This is a genomic window from Methylobacterium jeotgali, assembly GCF_022179345.1.
GTDB lineage: Bacteria > Pseudomonadota > Alphaproteobacteria > Rhizobiales > Beijerinckiaceae > Methylobacterium > Methylobacterium jeotgali.
In genome coordinates this window covers 1-16,902 of record NZ_BPQR01000020.1, presented here as the reverse complement: position 1 = coordinate 16,902, position 16,902 = coordinate 1, and the positions used below count along the sequence as shown (strand labels likewise).

11 protein-coding genes are annotated in these 16,902 nt (G+C 70.6%); 1 reads left to right on the top strand and 10 read right to left on the bottom strand.

All coding sequences use genetic code 11. The features are described 5' to 3' along the window. Window positions 1–54: 54 nt before the first annotated feature. Entirely contained in the window at window positions 55–633 is a 579-nt protein-coding gene (locus tag MFF04_RS06240) for an NADPH-dependent FMN reductase (protein WP_238274589.1), read from the bottom strand. Between the two features lie 529 nt (window positions 634–1,162). Between MFF04_RS06240 and MFF04_RS06235 the strand changes: the two genes are divergently transcribed. Beyond that, complete coding sequence (locus tag MFF04_RS06235; protein WP_238274588.1) at window positions 1,163–5,005, top strand: autotransporter domain-containing protein; 3,843 nt, start codon at window positions 1,163–1,165, stop codon at window positions 5,003–5,005. Window positions 5,006–5,116: 111 nt separating this feature from the next. Here the strand turns inward: MFF04_RS06235 and MFF04_RS06230 are convergent, their stop codons facing one another. The 9 genes from MFF04_RS06230 to MFF04_RS06190 all read right to left on the bottom strand — a co-directional run. After that, complete coding sequence (locus tag MFF04_RS06230; protein WP_238274587.1) at window positions 5,117–7,345, bottom strand: hybrid sensor histidine kinase/response regulator; 2,229 nt, start codon at window positions 7,343–7,345, stop codon at window positions 5,117–5,119. Between the two features lie 221 nt (window positions 7,346–7,566). Beyond that, the gene (gene lpxD, locus MFF04_RS06225; protein WP_238274586.1) at window positions 7,567–8,619 is read right to left on the bottom strand and encodes a UDP-3-O-(3-hydroxymyristoyl)glucosamine N-acyltransferase; all 1,053 of its coding nucleotides are present in this window, start codon (window positions 8,617–8,619) and stop codon (window positions 7,567–7,569) included. Between the two features lie 49 nt (window positions 8,620–8,668). Beyond that, window positions 8,669–11,218 carry an outer membrane protein assembly factor BamA gene (gene bamA, locus MFF04_RS06220; protein WP_238274585.1) on the bottom strand — a complete coding sequence of 850 codons (2,550 nt, stop codon included), beginning with the start codon at window positions 11,216–11,218 and terminating at the stop codon, window positions 8,669–8,671. Window positions 11,219–11,546: 328 nt separating this feature from the next. Continuing rightward, window positions 11,547–12,698 carry an RIP metalloprotease RseP gene (rseP, locus tag MFF04_RS06215; protein WP_238274584.1) on the bottom strand — a complete coding sequence of 384 codons (1,152 nt, stop codon included), beginning with the start codon at window positions 12,696–12,698 and terminating at the stop codon, window positions 11,547–11,549. 160 nt (window positions 12,699–12,858) lie between these two features. Next, window positions 12,859–14,037: a 1-deoxy-D-xylulose-5-phosphate reductoisomerase gene (gene dxr, locus MFF04_RS06210; RefSeq protein ID WP_238274583.1), complete on the bottom strand. Its 1,179-nt coding sequence runs from the start codon at window positions 14,035–14,037 to the stop codon at window positions 12,859–12,861. Between the two features lie 11 nt (window positions 14,038–14,048). Next, window positions 14,049–14,909: a phosphatidate cytidylyltransferase gene (locus MFF04_RS06205; RefSeq protein WP_238274582.1), complete on the bottom strand. Its 861-nt coding sequence runs from the start codon at window positions 14,907–14,909 to the stop codon at window positions 14,049–14,051. After that, on the bottom strand, window positions 14,909–15,670 hold the full coding sequence (locus tag MFF04_RS06200; RefSeq protein ID WP_238274581.1) for an isoprenyl transferase: 762 nt from the start codon (window positions 15,668–15,670) through the stop codon (window positions 14,909–14,911). The genes MFF04_RS06205 and MFF04_RS06200 overlap by 1 nt, the downstream gene beginning before the upstream one ends. Before the next feature lie 231 nt (window positions 15,671–15,901). Beyond that, window positions 15,902–16,465: a ribosome recycling factor gene (frr, locus tag MFF04_RS06195; RefSeq protein ID WP_238274580.1), complete on the bottom strand. Its 564-nt coding sequence runs from the start codon at window positions 16,463–16,465 to the stop codon at window positions 15,902–15,904. A 139-nt stretch (window positions 16,466–16,604) separates the two neighbouring features. Further along, the coding region (locus MFF04_RS06190; protein WP_444543502.1) for an amino acid kinase family protein at window positions 16,605–16,902 on the bottom strand (298 nt) is incomplete at its 5' end.

Here is a 16,902-nt window from a genome sequence, read left to right as displayed (position 1 = left end):
GTCTCCTCGGTTCGGCGGCGCTCGCCGGGATCGGGCAAGGGTGATGCCAGTCGCTCAGTAGGGCGTGCCCCCGGCGCGCTGCGCCTTCAGCGCCTCGGCGTACCAGACGAGCTCGTCGAGGAAGCGGCCGGCGGCCTTGCCGAGCCATTCCTCGGCCGGGGTCCCGGCCTCGTCGAGGGCCTTGCCGATACGGGGAATCGGCAGGAGCGAGGGAATGCTCGACGTGCCGAGCTCGGCCAGCATGGCGCGCAGCTGCATCGCGGCGCGCACGCCGCCATACTGTCCAGCGGAGTAGCAGCAGATGCCGGAAGGCCGCCACGAATACTCCTCGAGGAAGTGATCCAGCGTGTTCGACAGGGCCGGCGGGATCGAGTGGTTGTATTCGGCCGAGACGACGAGGAACGCATCGGACCGGCGCAGCAGCCCGGCGAGATCCTCCAGCACGGCCGGCGCGCCGCCCTTCGGGTACTCCTTGTACATCCGGTCGAGGATCGGGAGCTTCAGCTCCGCGGGATCGACGAGGGGCGCCTCGTGCCCGCGCTCCTCCAGGCGGGCGATCAGGAAGCGCGCCGCCCGGATGCCCTGCCGGTCCGAGCGCACGCTGCCGAGGATGACCGGGATGACGAGGGACATGCAGGCTCCTTCTTCGCCGCTCCGCCACGGCGCCGGACGGTTAGGTAGCTCTCGCCCGTCGAGGGTCCAGCACGGGCCGATGCTTTGCCGGCACGACGAGAATCACCGGATCGACCCGACCGGCGGAACGGCCGGTCCGATCACGGCCCCGTGAACTTGCTCCAATTGCCTTTTTGTCCCGATCATTAATTCCTGTTCGTAACATAGGAATTTCCGATAATACATATGACCATCAATACTTTCTTGCAATCTGATGATGAGTTTGTTGCTTTTGAGCATCATCTTATTTTCGTGAACAGAGAATAAGGATTACAAATTGACGGCGCCTCCCATCCGCACAACTGATGCCGAACCGACTGCCGGTGTGCCGAAAGTCTACAAAAAGACGTCGCCTTTGGGGGAAATTTGAATGCCAAACCTTGGTTTGTCATTGCGCCGCTCGTTGCTGCTCAGTGTTCCGGTCTGGACCTTCGCCGCCGCGCAGGCGATGGCCGATTGCCAACCCGCCACGCCGACGAGCGGCCAAACCGTGAACTGCACGGGGACGCAGGCTACGGGCTTCGTCGCGCCGGCAGGCGTCACCGCGCTCACTGTCACTATCCAGTCCAGCGCCAGCGTCGGCACCTCGCAGACCAGCGCCGGCGCCAACCCGAGCTTCGCGAACGTGCGCGTCAACGGGTCGAGCACCGTCAACAACGCCGGCACGCTCGCCAACACCACGCCGCTGAACCGCGACAACTACGGCATCAACCTCGCGGGCGACCTGTCGACGCTCAACAACACCGGCACGATCACCCTCGCCGCGCCCGCCGGCAACACGACGACGCGCGTCTACGGCGCCTTCTCCAGCGCGCCGGACGGCGCCCAGTACGCGAGCACCACGGTCAACAACGGCGGCACGATCAGCGTGACGCAGAACGGCAACGGCATCGCCCGCGGCATCTACTCCGGCGAGAACACGACGCTGTTCACGATCAACAACACCGGCCTGATCCAGGCGACCCGGGGCACCTCCGCCACGGCGACGACCTCCGCGGTCGCCGGCGTCGATTCCGACGACGATACCGACCGGCTCGTCATCAATAATGCCGCCGCGGGCCGCATCCTGGCGACCGGCGCCAACGCCCGCGCCCTCAGCGGGCGCGCCGCGCAGTACGAGATCAACAACAGCGGCACCATCGGCACCACCACGGCCGGCGAGGCGGCGATCGCCACCTTCGCCCTCAACGCCGGCAATGCCGGCGCGACCACGACCCGCGCCTACAACACGGTCATCACCAACACGGCGACCGGCGTCATCAACGGCGACGTGCGCAACACCGACCAGGACCTGCAGACGGCCACGACCGTCGTGAACCTGCGCCGTACCGGCACGCTCACCAACACCGGCACCATCAACGGCAACGTCGCCTTCGGCGGCGGTAACCAGACCGTCACCAACACCGGCCGCATCTCGGGCAACATCTCGTTCCTCGACGTGGCCGCGAGCGTGAACACGGTGACGCTCGGCACCGGCTCCAGCATAGGCGGCAACATCGCCGGTCAGGGCCTGGGCAACAACGCCCTCGTGCTGACCGGCACCGGCACGCTCACCGGCGCGGTCTCCGGCTTCACCAGCCTCACCCAGACCGGCGCGGGCAGCGCCTGGACCACGGGCAGCGGCTCCAGCCAGACCATCTCCGGCGACCTCACGGTGGCCGGCGGCAACCTGACCCTTGGGGCCGGCTCGACGCAGACTGTCGGCGGCCAGATCCAGGTGACGGGTGCCGGCGCCCAGCTCACCGTCAACAATACCTTGCGGAAAGGGCCGTCCGATCCCGCAATCTCTGCTCCGGACGTCATTGCCGTCAATCTGTCGGCCTCAAACACGAGCGTCGTCGTCAACGGTACGGTTGCTCCTTTCGGCAATCCTTTTGCCGGATCTTCTAGAATTTATGGGATACGAGCAAATTCCACCGGCGCGGATATCGATAACGTGAGGGTCGTCAACAACGGAACAATATCTGTATCAACAGGCACTGAGAATAGAAGCGCGCGAGGCGTTTACGCCGGCGAAAACATTTCGTCGATGTCTATAACTAACAATGGCCTCATCTCGGCGTTCCGACCTATACTTAACCCAGGAACGTCAGTTGTTGCAGCCATCGACTCAGATGACGACGTACGAGCGCTCACCGTTACGAATGCAGCAAGCGGTCGTATCGAAGCGAACGGTAGTAACGTGCGTGCAATCCAGGGACGCGCTCAGAGCTTTACGATTGTCAATGACGGACAGATCACCAGCGCTGTCTTCGGCGGAGTTGGTCAAGCGATTGTAGTCTACGGCCGCGGCAACGCCAGCCTCACCAACAACGTGGGCGGCGTCATCACCGGCGACGTGCGCTTCACCGACGCCGACCCCCAAAACACCACGACCGCGAACCGCCGCAACAGCACCACGGTGAACGCCAGCACCCTCAACGGCGCCCTCGTCTACGGCATGGGCAACCATACGCTGACGAACACCGGCCGGATCGGCGGCAACATCACGTTCGCGGACGTGGCGGCGAGCCGCAACACCGTCACCCTCGGCACCGGCTCCAGCCTCGGCGGCAACATCACCGCCAACGGCGCCGGCATCAACGCCCTGCGGCTCACCGGCAACGGCACGCTCGCGAGCAACGTCGCCGGCTTCACGACGCTCTCGCAGGCCGACGGCGCCTGGACGCTGGCGGCCGGCGGCACGCAGGCCTTCTCCGGCGGCGCCTCCGTCACCGGCGGCACGCTCACCGTGAACTCGGCGCTCGCGGCCAACACCGGCATCGGCGCCGGCGGCACGCTCGCCGGCACCGGCACGATCACCGGCACCCTCACCAACGGCGGGCTCGTCTCGCCGGGGAACGCGGCCGCGCCGCTCGGCACCCTCTCGGTGACCGGCAACTACGTGCAGCAGGCCGCCGGCACGCTCGGCACCACGATCGCCGCCAACGGCCAGGCCTCGCGCCTGGCGGTCGGCGGCACCGGCGCCCTCAACGGGACGCTCGCGGTCAACGCCACCGCCGGCACCTACGCGCCGGGCACCCGCTACACCGTGGCGAGCGCGGCGGGCGGCCTCAGCGGCGCCTTCGCCTCGGTGACCTCGAACGGCCTGCCAACGCTGCTGCGGGCCACGGTCAGCCGCGACGCCAACAACGCCTACGTGACGCTGGCCCAGCAGAGCTTCGGCCTCGTCGCGCAAACGGCGAACCAGCGCGCCGTGGCCGGTGGCCTCGATGCGGCGCTCGCCGGCAACACGGCGGCGCTCGCCGCCCTCGACAGCCAGAGCGACGCGGCGCTCGCGGGCGTCCTCGACCGGCTCGCCGGCCAGAGCTACGCCGCGCTCGCCGATCCGCAGCTCCGCTCCAGCCGCGCCTTCGGGGACCAGCTCCTCAACCGGGCCTATGCCGCGACCTTCGAGGCCGGCCCGCAGAGCTTCACCCTGCCGCCGGCGGTCTACGCCGCCGACCTGCCCCGCCGCGGGCCGGTGCCGGAGCCCCGCGTCATCGAGACGAGCCGCGGCTACGGCCTCTGGGCGACGGGCTACGGCCAGTTCGGCAGCGTCGACGGCACGGCGAACGCGGCCGGGCGCCGGGAAACCATCGCGGGCGTCGCGGCCGGCGTCGACTTCCACCCGCAGGCCGGCACCGTGCTCGGCATCGCGGCGGGCTACGGCTCGGTCGATGTCAGCCTCAACCGGGTCGGCGAGCGGGCCCATACCGACAACGGCCAGGTCGGCATCTACGGCGGCATCACCAGCGGCGCGCTCTACGCCAACGCCGCGGTGGGCTACGCCCGGGCCGACGGGCGCGTGAACCGCTCGCTCGGCGCCATCGCCCTCCAGCCCGGCGGCGCGCAGGGCAGCGTCTCCGGCGACCAGTTCCTGTCGGCGGGCGAGGCGGGCTACCGCTTCGCGGCGGCACCCGGCACGGTGCTGTCGCCCTTCGTCGGCTTCCAGGTGAACACCTTCGACCAGGACCGCGTGCGCGAGGTCGGGGCCGGACCGTTCAACCTGAGTATCGGGCCGCGGGACTTCCTCTCCGCCCGCACCCTGGTCGGTGGCCGGCTGGAGACGGCGGTGACCCTCGGCACCACAGCGGTGACGCTCGGCGTGAAGGCGGCCTTCGTCCACGACTTCGCGGATGTCAGCCGGACCATCTCCTCGGCCTTCGCCCTGGCCCCGACCGTGCCGTTCATCGTCAACGGGCGGCGCCTCGACCGCGACCGGGCGCTGGTCGGCGTCGGGATCGGCGCGAACCTCGCCCCCGGCTGGACCGGCTTCGTGAACTACGACGCCGAGCTCGCCTCGAGCGACACCATCCAGGCGGTTCGGGGCGGCGTGCGCTACGCCTTCTGAGGTCCTGCCCGATCGAGATCGAAGGGGCCGGCGTGCGAGCGCGGCCCCTTCGTGGTTTCCAAGCGGCGCCGACACTCTCGAAGCCCGGAGCCGGAGAACCACCGCGGAGGATCAGTCCCGCAGGAGCGCCCGGACCCGTCGGGCCAGGATCGAGGCCGTGAATGGTTTCATGAGAACGGCGGCCTCCTCCTCGGGCTTCGAGCGGAACACCGCGTCGGGCGCGTAGCCCGTCGTGTAGAGCACCTTGAGCCCCGGCCGGCGGCGCAGGGCCTCGACGGCCACGGCCCGCCCGTCGAGGGGGCCGGCGAGCACGACGTCCGTGAAGAGCAGCGCGGTCTCCGGATGCGCGTCGAGGAGGTCGAGGGCGTCCGGACCGTCCGCGGCCTTGAAGACCCGGTAGCCCGCCTCCTCCAGCGCCGCGACGGAGACGGCGCGCACGCCGGCATCGTCCTCCAGGACGAGCACCGTCAGCCCGGGACGGGGCGCGGATTCCGGCGGTTCCGGCAGCAGGGCCGGAACCCGCTCGGTGCCCGGCGGAAGCTCCCCGGCGCATCGCGGGAAGAGCAGCCTCACCGTCGTCCCGACGCCCGGCGTCGAGTCGAGGATCGCGGTGCCGGAGGACTGGTGCATGAACCCGTAGACCTGGGCGAGCCCCAGCCCCGAGCCCTCGCCGACCGCCTTGGTGGTGAAGAACGGATCGAAGGCCCGCGCCGCCACCTCCGGCGCCATGCCGGTCCCCGTGTCCGTCACGGCGAGCGTCACGTAGGGACCCGGCTCGATCTCCGGATGGGCGGCCGCAGCGGTCTCGTCGAGGATGAGGTTGGCCGTCTCGATGGTGAGGCGGCCGCCCTCCGGCATCGCGTCGCGGGCGTTGACCGCGAGGTTGAGGATCGCGTTCTCGGTCTGGTTCACGTCGACCTCGACGGGCCAGAGGTCCGGCGCCGCGACCGTCTCGACGGCGATCCGCTCGCCCAGCGTGCTGCGGAGCAGGCCCGCCATCCCGTCGACGAGACGGTCGAGGGCGACCGGCTCCGGCGCCAGGGGCGATCGCCGGGAGAAGGCGAGGAGACGGTGCGTGAGCACGGCCGCCCGCCGCGCGCCGTCCATCGCATGCTCGATGCCGCGGCGGACCCTGTCCTCGACGTCTCCCGCCCGGCGGCGCGCCATCTCAAGATTGCCGATCACCACCGTGAGCAGGTTGTTGAAGTCGTGGGCGATGCCGCCCGTGAGATGGCCCAGCGCCTCCATCTTCTGGGCCTGCCGGAAGCGGGCCTCGGCCGCCTCGCGCTCGGCGGCCTCCCGCTCCAGGGCGGCGGCGGCGGCCCGCCAGCGGGCAGTCGCGACCTGCTCCTGCCGGGTCCGGCGCAGCGCCAGCAGGGAAGCCGCGAGGAGGGCCAGGGCGGTGAGGCCGGCGACGAGAGCGTAGCCGAGGACGTTGCGCCGCCACGTCTCCAGGACGACGCGGGTGCTCAGCCCGAACCCGGTATAGACGGGATAGTCGTCGAGCTTGCGGAACGAGAAGATCCGCTCGACGCGGTCGATGGACGAGCGCGTCGTGTAGGTGCCCTTGTCGCCGTAGCCGATCATCCGCAGCATCGGCGAGTCGAGCGGGACCGAGGTGAGATCGGTATGCGGCTCGCGGGCGAGGATCTGCCCGTCCGCCCGCAGCAGAAGCACCGCGTGGGCGAGGTCGGGGTCGACCTCCCGGTAGAAGGACTCGAAGTAGTCGCGGGCGACGGAGACGGTGATCGCCCCATGGAACCGCCCGTCGCCGCGATCGATGCGGCGCGCGACGTTGAAGACCGTCCGGCCGGACTGGCGACCAGCGTAGGAGCGGGAGACGTAGACCTCCGGCGGGTCCTCCCCCCGCAGGACCTGGAACCAGTCGCGATCGGCATAGCCGATCTCCGGAACGGGCGGCGGCAGGCGGCTGCTGACGAGGAGCGCGCCGGTCTCGTCGACGATGGTGATCGTCGCGACCTGATCGTAGTTGCGCTGGATCTCCGCGAGGAAGCGGTGAAGCGCCTCGCGCTCGGTCGCGCTGGCGAGATCGGCGTAGGTGAGCCGGCCGTTGACGCGGTCGAGGATCAGCCTCTGCGTCTCGAAGACCTTGGTGCTATGCTCGTGCAGGATGCGCACGGTGCGCTCGACGCGCTCGTTCGCCTCGCGCAGCACCTCCCGGCGATTGTCGAAGGCCGCGAGCACGAGGAGCGCGACCGGCAGCACGAGGCAGAGGCCGACGAGGAGCCAGGCGGCGCGCAGCGGCGGAGGCGGCAGCAGAGCCCCGGCGGCGCCGGCAGGCGATCCGGCCGGAGGCCGTTCGGCACGGCGGTCAGGCATGGTCCAGCGCGCGGCGAGGCGATGTCGGGCGACGGGTCGTCACGGGAGAGGACGGCATGCGGTGTCGGGCGTCTCCGGCTCGGGAGGGTCGAGGCGGGCGAGGCCGCAGCGGATGAACCGCGACGGATCGCTCAAGGCTGCAACCTGACCGAGACGGCCGCGGAGGGAAAGGCCATGCGGGGGATCGCAAGGCGCGGCGCCGGGAGGCCGACCGCGCTCTGTCAGCTCTCGCGCTCGGGCGGCTCCGCGCCGCGCTCGGCGAGACGCGCGAGCGTCGTCAGCTCGCGGAACCAGGCCCGCACCGGCTTCGCGGGCGTGCCGCCCCAGCGGCTGCCCGGCGGCACGTCGCGGTTGACGTTCGAGGAGCCGGCGATCTGCGAGCCGCGGCCGATGCGCAGGTGCCCGACGACTCCGACCTGGCCGCCGAGGACGACGTAGTCCTCGAGCGTCGTCGAGCCGGAGATGCCGACCCCGGAGACGATCACGCAGTGGCGGCCGATGACCACGTTGTGGGCGATCTGCACGAGGTTGTCGATCTTGGTGCCCTCGCCGATCACCGTGTCCCGGCTGGCGCCGCGGTCGATGGTGGTGTTGGCGCCGATCTCGACGTCGTCCTGCACGATGACCCGGCCGACCTGTGGAACCTTGAGGTGGCTCGCGCCCATGGCGAAGCCGAACCCGTCCTGGCCGATGCGGGCGCCGGGATGGACGATGACCCGGTTGCCGAGAAGCGCGTGGGTCAGCGTCGCGCCCGCGCCGATCGAGCTGTCGCGGCCGATCCGCACACCGGGACCGACGACGGCGCCGGGGCCGATCGCGCTGCCCGAGCCGATCTCGGCGCCGGGGCCGACGACGGCGCCGGGATCGATCCGCACGTTCTCCTCGAGGCGCGCCTCGGGATGGACGTGGGCGCCGGCCGAGACCCCGCTCGCGCCGAACAGCGAGCCCGGCCGCATGGCGTCCGGATGCAGCCGGCCGAGGATTCCGGCGTAGACCCGGTAGGGGTCGCGGCAGACGAGGGCGGCGGTCCCCGCCGGGACGCGGGCGGCAAAGCGCGGCGAGACGAGGCACGCCCCGGCGCGGGTCGCGGCGAGCGCCTCCCCGTAGCGGGCGTTGTCCATGTAGGCGAGGTCCGCCGGGCCGGCGCTCTCGAGGGGCGCCGCGCCCGCGATCAACAGCCCCCGGTCGAAGCCGTCGGGCACGGAAACGCCGGCAGCCTCGGCGATGTCGCCGAGGCTGAGGCTGAGCGCGGGTGTGAAGAAAGCGAGGTCCATCGCAGGGTAACGCGCCGCCCGTGAAGGAGGGCGACGCGCCGGCCGTTTCTTAGAAGCGCGAGCCGCCGGAGAAGCGGAACGCCTGCGTCTGGTCCTTGCCGACCTTGAAGTTCGTGCCGGGGACCCGCACGCCCTCGTCCTTCGAGAGGGCGTAGGCGTAGTCGAAGCGGATCGGTCCGAGCGGCGAGTTCCAGAGGATCGAGGCACCGATCGACGAGCGGATCGTGGCCTTGTCGTGGACGTTCACGCACTCCGGCTCGACGCCGATGGAGAAGGCGTTGAAGTTGCAGCCCGTCGGACCGAGGCCGTTGATGAAGGCGTCGCCGTTGACGTTGAAGATGCGGCGGCCGTGGTAGCCGAACAGCGTACCGGCATCGGCGAACACGGCGCCCTTCAGGCCGAGATCGCGCGGGACGCCCCAGAGCGGGAACTGCACCTCGAGGGTACCGCCCACGTAGGTCGAGCCGCCGATCGCGTTCGAGCGGCTGTCGGCAATGCCGACGTCGCGCGGGCCGAGGCCGTTCGGGGCGAAGCCGCGGACCAGCGACGGGCCGAGGAAGAACTGGTCGGTGATGCGCAGCGGCCGGTCGTCGAGCGCCTGGATGTGACCGCCCTGGAACTTCACGAAGCCGACGACGTCCTCCCAGAGCTCCTTGTAGTAGCGGGCCTCGCCCGTCACGCGGAAGAACTTGGAGTCGCCGCCGATGCCGGCGACGTCGGGCTTCAGCTCGGCGTAGAGGCCGTTCTTCGGCAGGCTCAGGCTGTCGAGATCGGAGTAGGCGAGCGTCAGGCCGGCGAGCGAGGTGAGCGTCGAGGCCTGCGAGCCCTTGATCGCGATCGAGGCCTCGCCGTTGTAGGCGCAGAGCGGGTACTGGGCGAGACCGCTGACGTTCTGCCCGTTGATGACACTGCCGGGCCCGTAGACCGCCGTGTAGCCCGGGATCGGGTTCGAACAGTCGTTGTAGGGCCGCTTGATCGAGTTCGGCACCTTCAGCTCGGTGTTATAGAGCGAGTAGCGCATCGTCACGCCGAACTCTTCCGTGATCGGCAGGCCGACGCGGAGCTGACCGCCGTAGACGGTGGTCTCGTAGCGCGAGTAGCGGGTCAGGTCGCTGTACTTGTAGAAGGCGTCGAAGCCCGCCGCGAGACGGTAGCCGAGGAAGTACGGCTCCGTGAACGAGAAGTCGAAGCCGCGGGAGTACTGGCCGCCGGTGCCGGCGACGCGGACGAACTGGCCGCGGCCGAGGAAGTTCGACTCTGAGACCGAGACCTCGCCGATAATGCCGTCCTGGCTCGAGTAGCCGCCGGCCACCGAGAACGAGCCCGTGGGCTGATCCTCGACGTCGATGTTGATGATGACGCGGTCGGGCGAGGAGCCCGGCTCGTTCGAGAAGCGGACCTTCTTGAAGAAGCCGAGGCCGTTCAGGCGCCGCTCGGCGCGGTCCGTGAGGACGCGGTTGTAGGCGTCGCCCTCGGTGATATCGAGCTCGCGGCGGATGACGTAGTCGCGGGTGCGGGTGTTGCCGCGGATGTTGATGCGCTCGACGTAGACGCGGGGGCCGTCCTCGACCACGAAGCCGAGCGAGACCTGCTGGGTGGCACGGTCGCGCTGGCCGGTGGGGCGCACCTGCGCGAAGGGGTAGCCCTGGCGCGCGACGTCGTTGGTGATGCTGGTGAGCGTCTTCTCGACGTCCTCGGCGTTGTAGACGTCGCCGACCGAGGCGCGGACGTCGCCGACGAACTGCTCGCCGCTCACGCCCGGCAGGCGCGAATCGACCGCGACCGCGCCGACGCGGTACTGCGCGCCCTCGTCCACGGTCACGGTGATGACCCAGCCCGTGGTCTCGCCCTCGACGTAGCGCGCGTCGGCGTTGACGATGCGGAAGTCGGCGTAGCCGTTCTTGAGGTAGTAGCGGCGCACGATGTCGAGGTCGTTGGCGATCCGGTCCGGATCGTAGACGTCCGAGGTCTTGATGAAGCTCAGGAAGTTCATCTCCGACGACGACATCAGGTCGCGAAGCTTGGACTCCGAGTAGACCTGGTTGCCGACGAAGTTGATCGACACGATGCCGGTCTTGTCGCCCTCGTCGATCGTGTAGATCACGTCGATGCTGCCGTTCGGCAGGTCGACCGTCCGGTAGCTGACCTTGGCGGTGCCGCGGCCGGAGCGGCGGTAGACGTCGCGGATCCGCTCGATGTCGGACTTGACTACGGCCTCGTTGAAGCCGCTGCGGGCCTTGGTCTCGACCTGGGCCTCGAGCGTGCCCTTCTCGACCTTCTTGTTGCCCTCGAAGACGACGCGGTTGATGACGTTGTTCTCGCGCACCGTCACCACGGTGCGACCGCCGCTCTGGCTCACGCGCACGTCCGAGAACATGCCGCTGGCGAGCAGGTTGCGGCGGGCCTCCTCGGCGGAGCCGGAGGCGGTGCCCGTCACGTAGGAGCGGATGGTGTCGGAATCGACGCGCTTGTTACCCTGGACGACGATCTGCTGCGCCTGCGCCGGAGCGGCGAGCGCCATGCCGGCAGCGGCGGCGGCGACCAGGACGATGGCCCGTTCCACCGACTTGCGCCGGCGCTTCCCCGTCATCGACATCATTCAATCGCCCGTCTGTTATTCTTCGGAAGCGGGCTTGCACCCGCCGACAGGCGATCGTTGGCCGATCGTCCCGCCCTACTGGTCCCGGCTGAGCTTCTATCGGGATTCCGGGTCGAAGCAACCGCTCGAGCCGGTCAGCGGGGGCAATTCTGGGAGGACGTGGCCTTCGCGCCACTTAACGCGCGAGAAAGCCTGTTTCGTATCGCCGATCAGGGTGAATGCGGCGTAAATGCAGCGTCGGGAAGGCTTTTCCGAAACGGGACGCGCGGCCGCAAGGCGACCGCGCGACGCTCTTCGAACCGGTGCGCCGGGCGATGCCCGGCCGCCCTCAGGTACCGCTGCGCAGGTAGGACCCGATGGTGTCGTTCCAGGTCGCGAACAGCATCAGCATCAGCACCAGGGCGAGGCCGACGCGGAAGCCGATCTCTTGCGTCCGCTCGCTCAAGGGTTTCCCGCGCACCGCCTCGAAGGCGTAGAACATCAGGTGCCCGCCATCGAGAAGCGGCACGGGGAACAGGTTGAGGAGGCCGATAGACACCGAGAGCAGGGCGACGAGCCCGACGAGGCCGCCGACGCCACCGATCCTGGCGACCTCCCCCGAGACCTTGGCGATGCCGATCGGCCCGGAGAGCTGGTCGGGGGATTCACGGCCCGTGATCAGCTTGCCGAGGTAGTTGAAGGTCCGCTCGACCACGAAGTAGGTCTCGCGCACGCCGAGCACGAAGGAGTCGACGGGCCCGTACCGGACGAGCTTGGCGTCGCTGCCCTTCGGCCCCTGGAGGCCGAGGCGGCCGACGCGATGGCGGCCGAAGGGAGTCTTCTCCTCGTAGACCTCGGGTGTGGCGGTGAGCTGCCGCTCGGCGCCGGCGCGGTCCACGGTGATGGTCAGCGTGCTGTCGGCGCTCGAGGCGATCGTGCGCTGCATGTCGATGAAGTTGCGCACCGGGCTGCCGTCGATGGCGGTGACGACGTCCCCGGCCTCGAAGCCGGCGCGGGAGGCCGCGCTGTCCGGCAGGACCGCCTCGATCCGGGCCGGCAGCTCGTAGCGGCCCCCGACCCAGATCGCGCCGCCGAACAGGGCGACGGCGAGGATGAAGTTGGCGAGCGGGCCCGCCACGACGATCGCCGCGCGCTTCGAGACGGGCTGCGTCGGGAAGCTGGTCGCCCGTTCCTGCGGGCTCATCCGCGCCACGGCCTCGGGATCGGGCACGCTGGCGCCGTTGGCGTCGCCCTTGAACTTCACGTAGCCGCCCAGCGGGATGGCGCAGAGCTTCCAGCGGGTGCCGTGCCGGTCGTTGAAGCCGACGATCTCCGGCCCGAAGCCGATCGAGAAGGCGTTGACGCCGACCCCGCACCAGCGGCCGACCAGGAAGTGCCCCATCTCGTGCACGAACACGACGACGGTCAGCACGATCAGGAAGGGGATCAGCGCACCGAAGAAGCCGGTGGCGGTCCCGCCCATCGCGTTCAGGAAGTCCATGGTCGATCCTCACGGGCAGCGCCCGCCTGTCCCCAGCCCCGATCCGTAGCAGATCGGGAGGGCATCCGGCCAACGCAATCCGCGGGCCCGGACCGTAACGTCTCGCGTCCCCGGCCTCTCCGCAAGCGGGCGGCCGCGACAGCGTTAACGGCGGGGCGGCTCAGCCGGCCGCGCGCATGCGCGGCAGCGCCTCGGCGCTCCAGGCGCGCACATGCGCGTCGATGGCGAGCGCCTCCTCCACGTCGTCCGGCGCGCGCGCGTAGCGGGACGCAAACTCGGTGCAGGCCCGCTCGACGAGGTCGCTGATGCCGTAGAACGGGATCTCGCCGCGGATGAAAGCGGCCACCGCGATCTCGTTGGCGGCGTTCATCACGGTCGGCGCTGCACCGCCCTGGGCGAGCGCGGCGCGGGCGATGCGCAGACAGGGGAAGCGGGCCTCGTCGGCGGCCTCGAAGGTGAGGCTGCCGGCGGCGGCGAGGTCGAGGGGCCGGCCGCGCTCGATCGTCAGGCGCTCGCCGAGGCCGAGGCAGTGGGCGATCGGCACCCGCATGTCGGGCATGGCGAGGCCGGCCGTCACCGCGCCGTCGCGCCAGTACACGAGCCCGTGCACGATGGATTGCGGGTGCACGATCACGTCGAGCCGGTCGGGCTCGATAGCGAACAGATGGTGCGCCTCGATCAGCTCCAGGCCCTTGTTCATCAGCGAGGCGGAGTCGATGTTGATCTTCATGCCCATCGACCAGGTCGGGTGGGCAGCGGCCTCCGCCGGCGTCGCGGCGGCGATCCGCTCGGTGCTCCAGGTGCGGAACGGGCCACCGGAGGCGGTGATCGTCATCTTCGCCACGTCCGACACGGCGCCCTCGCCGAGCGCCTGGGCGAGCGCGTTGTGCTCGGAATCGACGGGCAGCAGCTTGGCGTTGTAGCGGGCGGCATCGCGCATGAAGGCGGCGCCGGCGCAGACGAGGCTCTCCTTGTTGGCGAGCGCCACGGTGCGGCCGAGACGCAGGGCCGCGTGGGTCGGCTTGAGGCCCGCGGCACCGCTTACCGCGGCGACGACGATGTCGGCCTCCTGCCCCACGGCCTCCAGCACCGCCGCCTCGCCGGCCCCGCAGGCGATGCCCGATCCGGCGAGCGCCTCGCGCAAGCCCGGACCCGCCGCCTCGTCGGCGAGCGCCGCGAAGCGGGCGCCGGTCTCGCGGGCGAGCTTCGCGAGCGCCTCCGCGTCCCGGCCGCCGACGACGGCGCCGACCCGGAAGCGCTCCTTATGCTGGGCGAGGAGGTCGGTGGTGGAGCGCCCGATGGAGCCGGTCGCCCCGAGGATCGTCACGGTGAGGGTCAAGGCACGCTCCTTCAGGCGGCGGGGCGCAGGATGAGGTAGAGGCCGGCGAGCAGCGCGACCGCGAAGAACCCGTCGAGCCGGTCCATGACGCCGCCATGGCCGGGGATGATGCGTCCGGAATCCTTGACGCCGTGGACGCGCTTCAGGCCGGATTCCGCAAGGTCGCCGGCCTGGCTCAGCGCCGAGGCCGCCGCGCTCGCCAAGCCTGCGGCGATCAGCGGGATGCCGGCGAGATCGGCGGCGCCGGCCCGGCCGTAGGCGACGACGGCCGTCCCCGCGAGCGTCGCGGCGAGAAGGCCGCCGAGCGCCCCGGACCAGGTCTTCTTCGGCGAGACGGAGGGCATCAGCTTAGGTCCGCCGAGGGTGCGGCCGGTGAAGTAGGCCGCGACATCCGTCGTCCAGACCACGGCGAACATCCAGGCGGGGCCGGCGATGCCGATCCCCGGCGCGTCGCGGAGCGCGGGGGGCACCAGGGCGACGACCGCTCCGCCACCCAGCGCGCCGAGGGCCCGCAGCCTCTCGCGCCCGTCGCGGACCAGGGCGAGGAGCGCCACGGCGCCGGCTGCGAGGACGGCGGGCGCGGCCCAGGCCGGCTGGCCGGTGCGCAGGCACAGCACCGCGCCGACGAGCGCGGCGGCGATGACGGCGACGAGCGGAAGCCGGGGCTCCGTGCGGCTGATCGTGATCCACTCCGCCGCGCCGAGGATGCCGGCGGCGAGCCAGACGAGGGCGAAGGCCCAGCCCCCGGCGACGAGCGCCGCGACGACGAGGACGGCGAGCACGAGGCCCGAGACCACCCGCAGCGCGAGCTCGCGGCCGGCGAAGGGACCGGTGCGTCCCGCCCCGGCGGCCGTCGGGGGGCCCGCGTCCATCAGCCGGCCTTCTCGCTCAGGCCCCCGAAGCGGCGGTCGCGACGGTGGTACTCGTCGATGGCCGCCGCGAAGGCGCCGTGGTCGAAATCCGGCCAGAAATCGGGGATCAGCACGTACTCGGAATAGGCGGTCTGCCAGGTGAGGAAGTTCGAGAGCCGCTGCTCGCCGGAGGTGCGGATCACGAGGTCCGGATCGGGGATGCCGACGGTGTCGAGGGCGCCCGCGAGGCGGTCCGCGTCGATCTCGTCCGGCCGCAGCGTGCCGGCGGCGACGGCCTCGGCGAGACGGCGGGCGGCGCGCACGATCTCCTGGCGGCCGCCGTAGTTGAAGGCGACGGCGAGCGTCAGCCCGGTGTTGCGGGCGGTGCGCTCCTCGGCCTCGATGAGCAGCCCGGCGATGTCGGGGCTCAGCCCCTCGCGGTCGCCGATGATGCGCACGCGCACGTTCGCCGCGTCGAGCTCGGCGAGGTCGCGCCGCACGAACAGTTTGAGCAAGCCCATCAGGTCGGCGACCTCGGCCGGCGGCCGGCGCCAGTTCTCGGAGGAGAAGCTGTAGATCGTCAGGTAGCGCACGCCGAGGTCGATCGCCGCGCGCACGGAGCGGCGCACCGCCTCGACGCCCCGGCGATGCCCCTCGACACGGGGAAGCCCCCGGCGCGCGGCCCAGCGCCCGTTGCCGTCCATGATGATGGCGACATGCGCGGGCGGCGGGCAGGGCTGCGGCGCAGCCTCCCGGCGCGCGATGGTCTGGGTCTCGCTCATCGTGCCCGTCTCGACCCGACGCGGGTGCTCCGATCGCTCCACGCGTCCCCCTCCTCCGCCCGGCGAAGCGGGCGGCGCAACCCTAGGGCATCTCAAGGCCGCGAGACATCCCGCGGATGCGACCGGTGCCGGTCCTGGCTTCGTCTTGCCCGTCTTCCGCGCGTTGGGCGGATGCCCGCACCGGCGGACGGCGCCCTAGCAGGCCGGCGCGGCGAAACTTCGGCGGCCGCCTCAGACCTGCATGATCTCCTTCTCCTTGGAGGCGAGCACCGCGTCGACCTCGCCGACATACTGGTCGGTGGCCTTCTGGACGTCGCCGGCGTGGCGCTTCTCGTCGTCCTCGCTGATGGCGCTGTCCTTGAGGAGCTTCTTGAGCTGGTCGAGCCCGTCGCGGCGCACGTGGCGGACCGCGACGCGGGCCTCCTCCGTGTACTTGTGGGCGACCTTGACCATCTCCTTGCGGCGCTGCTCGTTCATCTCGGGGATGCGCAGGCGGATGGTCTGGCCCTCGGTCTGCGGGTTGAGACCGAGATCGGACTCGCGGATCGCCTTCTCCACCGCGCTCACCATGCCGCGATCCCAGACCGAGATCGAGAGCAGGCGAGGCTCGGGCACGCTCACCGTCGCGACCTGGGCCATCGGCATCGACGAGCCGTAGGCGTCGACCTGGATCGGGTCGAGCAGGCTCGGGGTCGCCCGGCCGGTGCGCAGGGAGCCGAGATCCTTGCTCAGCGAGGCGACCGCGCCCTGCATGCGGCGCTTGATGTCGGCGAGGTCGAAGTCCGGGGTGGCCATCCGGGGCGTCTCCACACGTTCAGGTTGTCGCGTCGCTCCCTCCGCGGTGCCGAGGCAGCGATGGAGCGGGATGCGGCTTCAATGGACGAAAAACGGCATGCCCGCAAATGGTTCGGACCGCCCGTCTGGAGATCGCGCCTCAGGGCACGACGAGAGTGCAGGGCGCCTCGCCGGTGATGATCGCCGTGATCGAGCTCGGTGCGTGCACGGAGCCGACGACGATCGACAGGCGGCTCTCGCGGGCGAGCGCGAAGGCGGCGGTATCCATCACCTTGAGGTCGCGGGCGATGGCCTCGTCATGGGTGATGCGGTCGTAGCGGGTGGCACCCGGGTCGCGCTTCGGATCGGCGGAGTAGACGCCGTCGACCTGGGTCGCCTTGAGCACCGCGTCGCAGCGCAACTCCGCCGCGGTGCTGCGCGCGGCGGAGTTGCGCTGC

What these genes read in the sequence shown, in the direction of transcription:
- lpxD (WP_238274586.1), bottom strand. Translation starts at nt 8,619, where the DNA reads ATGGACCTCGCTTTCTTCACACCCGCGCTCAGCCTCAGCCTCGGCGAC.
- MFF04_RS06200 (WP_238274581.1), bottom strand. Translation starts at nt 15,670, where the DNA reads ATGAGCGAGACCCAGACCATCGCGCGCCGGGAGGCTGCGCCGCAGCCC.
- MFF04_RS06205 (WP_238274582.1), bottom strand. Translation starts at nt 14,909, where the DNA reads ATGGACGCGGGCCCCCCGACGGCCGCCGGGGCGGGACGCACCGGTCCC.
- MFF04_RS06240 (WP_238274589.1), bottom strand. Translation starts at nt 633, where the DNA reads ATGTCCCTCGTCATCCCGGTCATCCTCGGCAGCGTGCGCTCGGACCGG.
- frr (WP_238274580.1), bottom strand. Translation starts at nt 16,465, where the DNA reads ATGGCCACCCCGGACTTCGACCTCGCCGACATCAAGCGCCGCATGCAG.
- MFF04_RS06230 (WP_238274587.1), bottom strand. Translation starts at nt 7,345, where the DNA reads ATGCCTGACCGCCGTGCCGAACGGCCTCCGGCCGGATCGCCTGCCGGC.
- rseP (WP_238274584.1), bottom strand. Translation starts at nt 12,698, where the DNA reads ATGGACTTCCTGAACGCGATGGGCGGGACCGCCACCGGCTTCTTCGGT.
- bamA (WP_238274585.1), bottom strand. Translation starts at nt 11,218, where the DNA reads ATGATGTCGATGACGGGGAAGCGCCGGCGCAAGTCGGTGGAACGGGCC.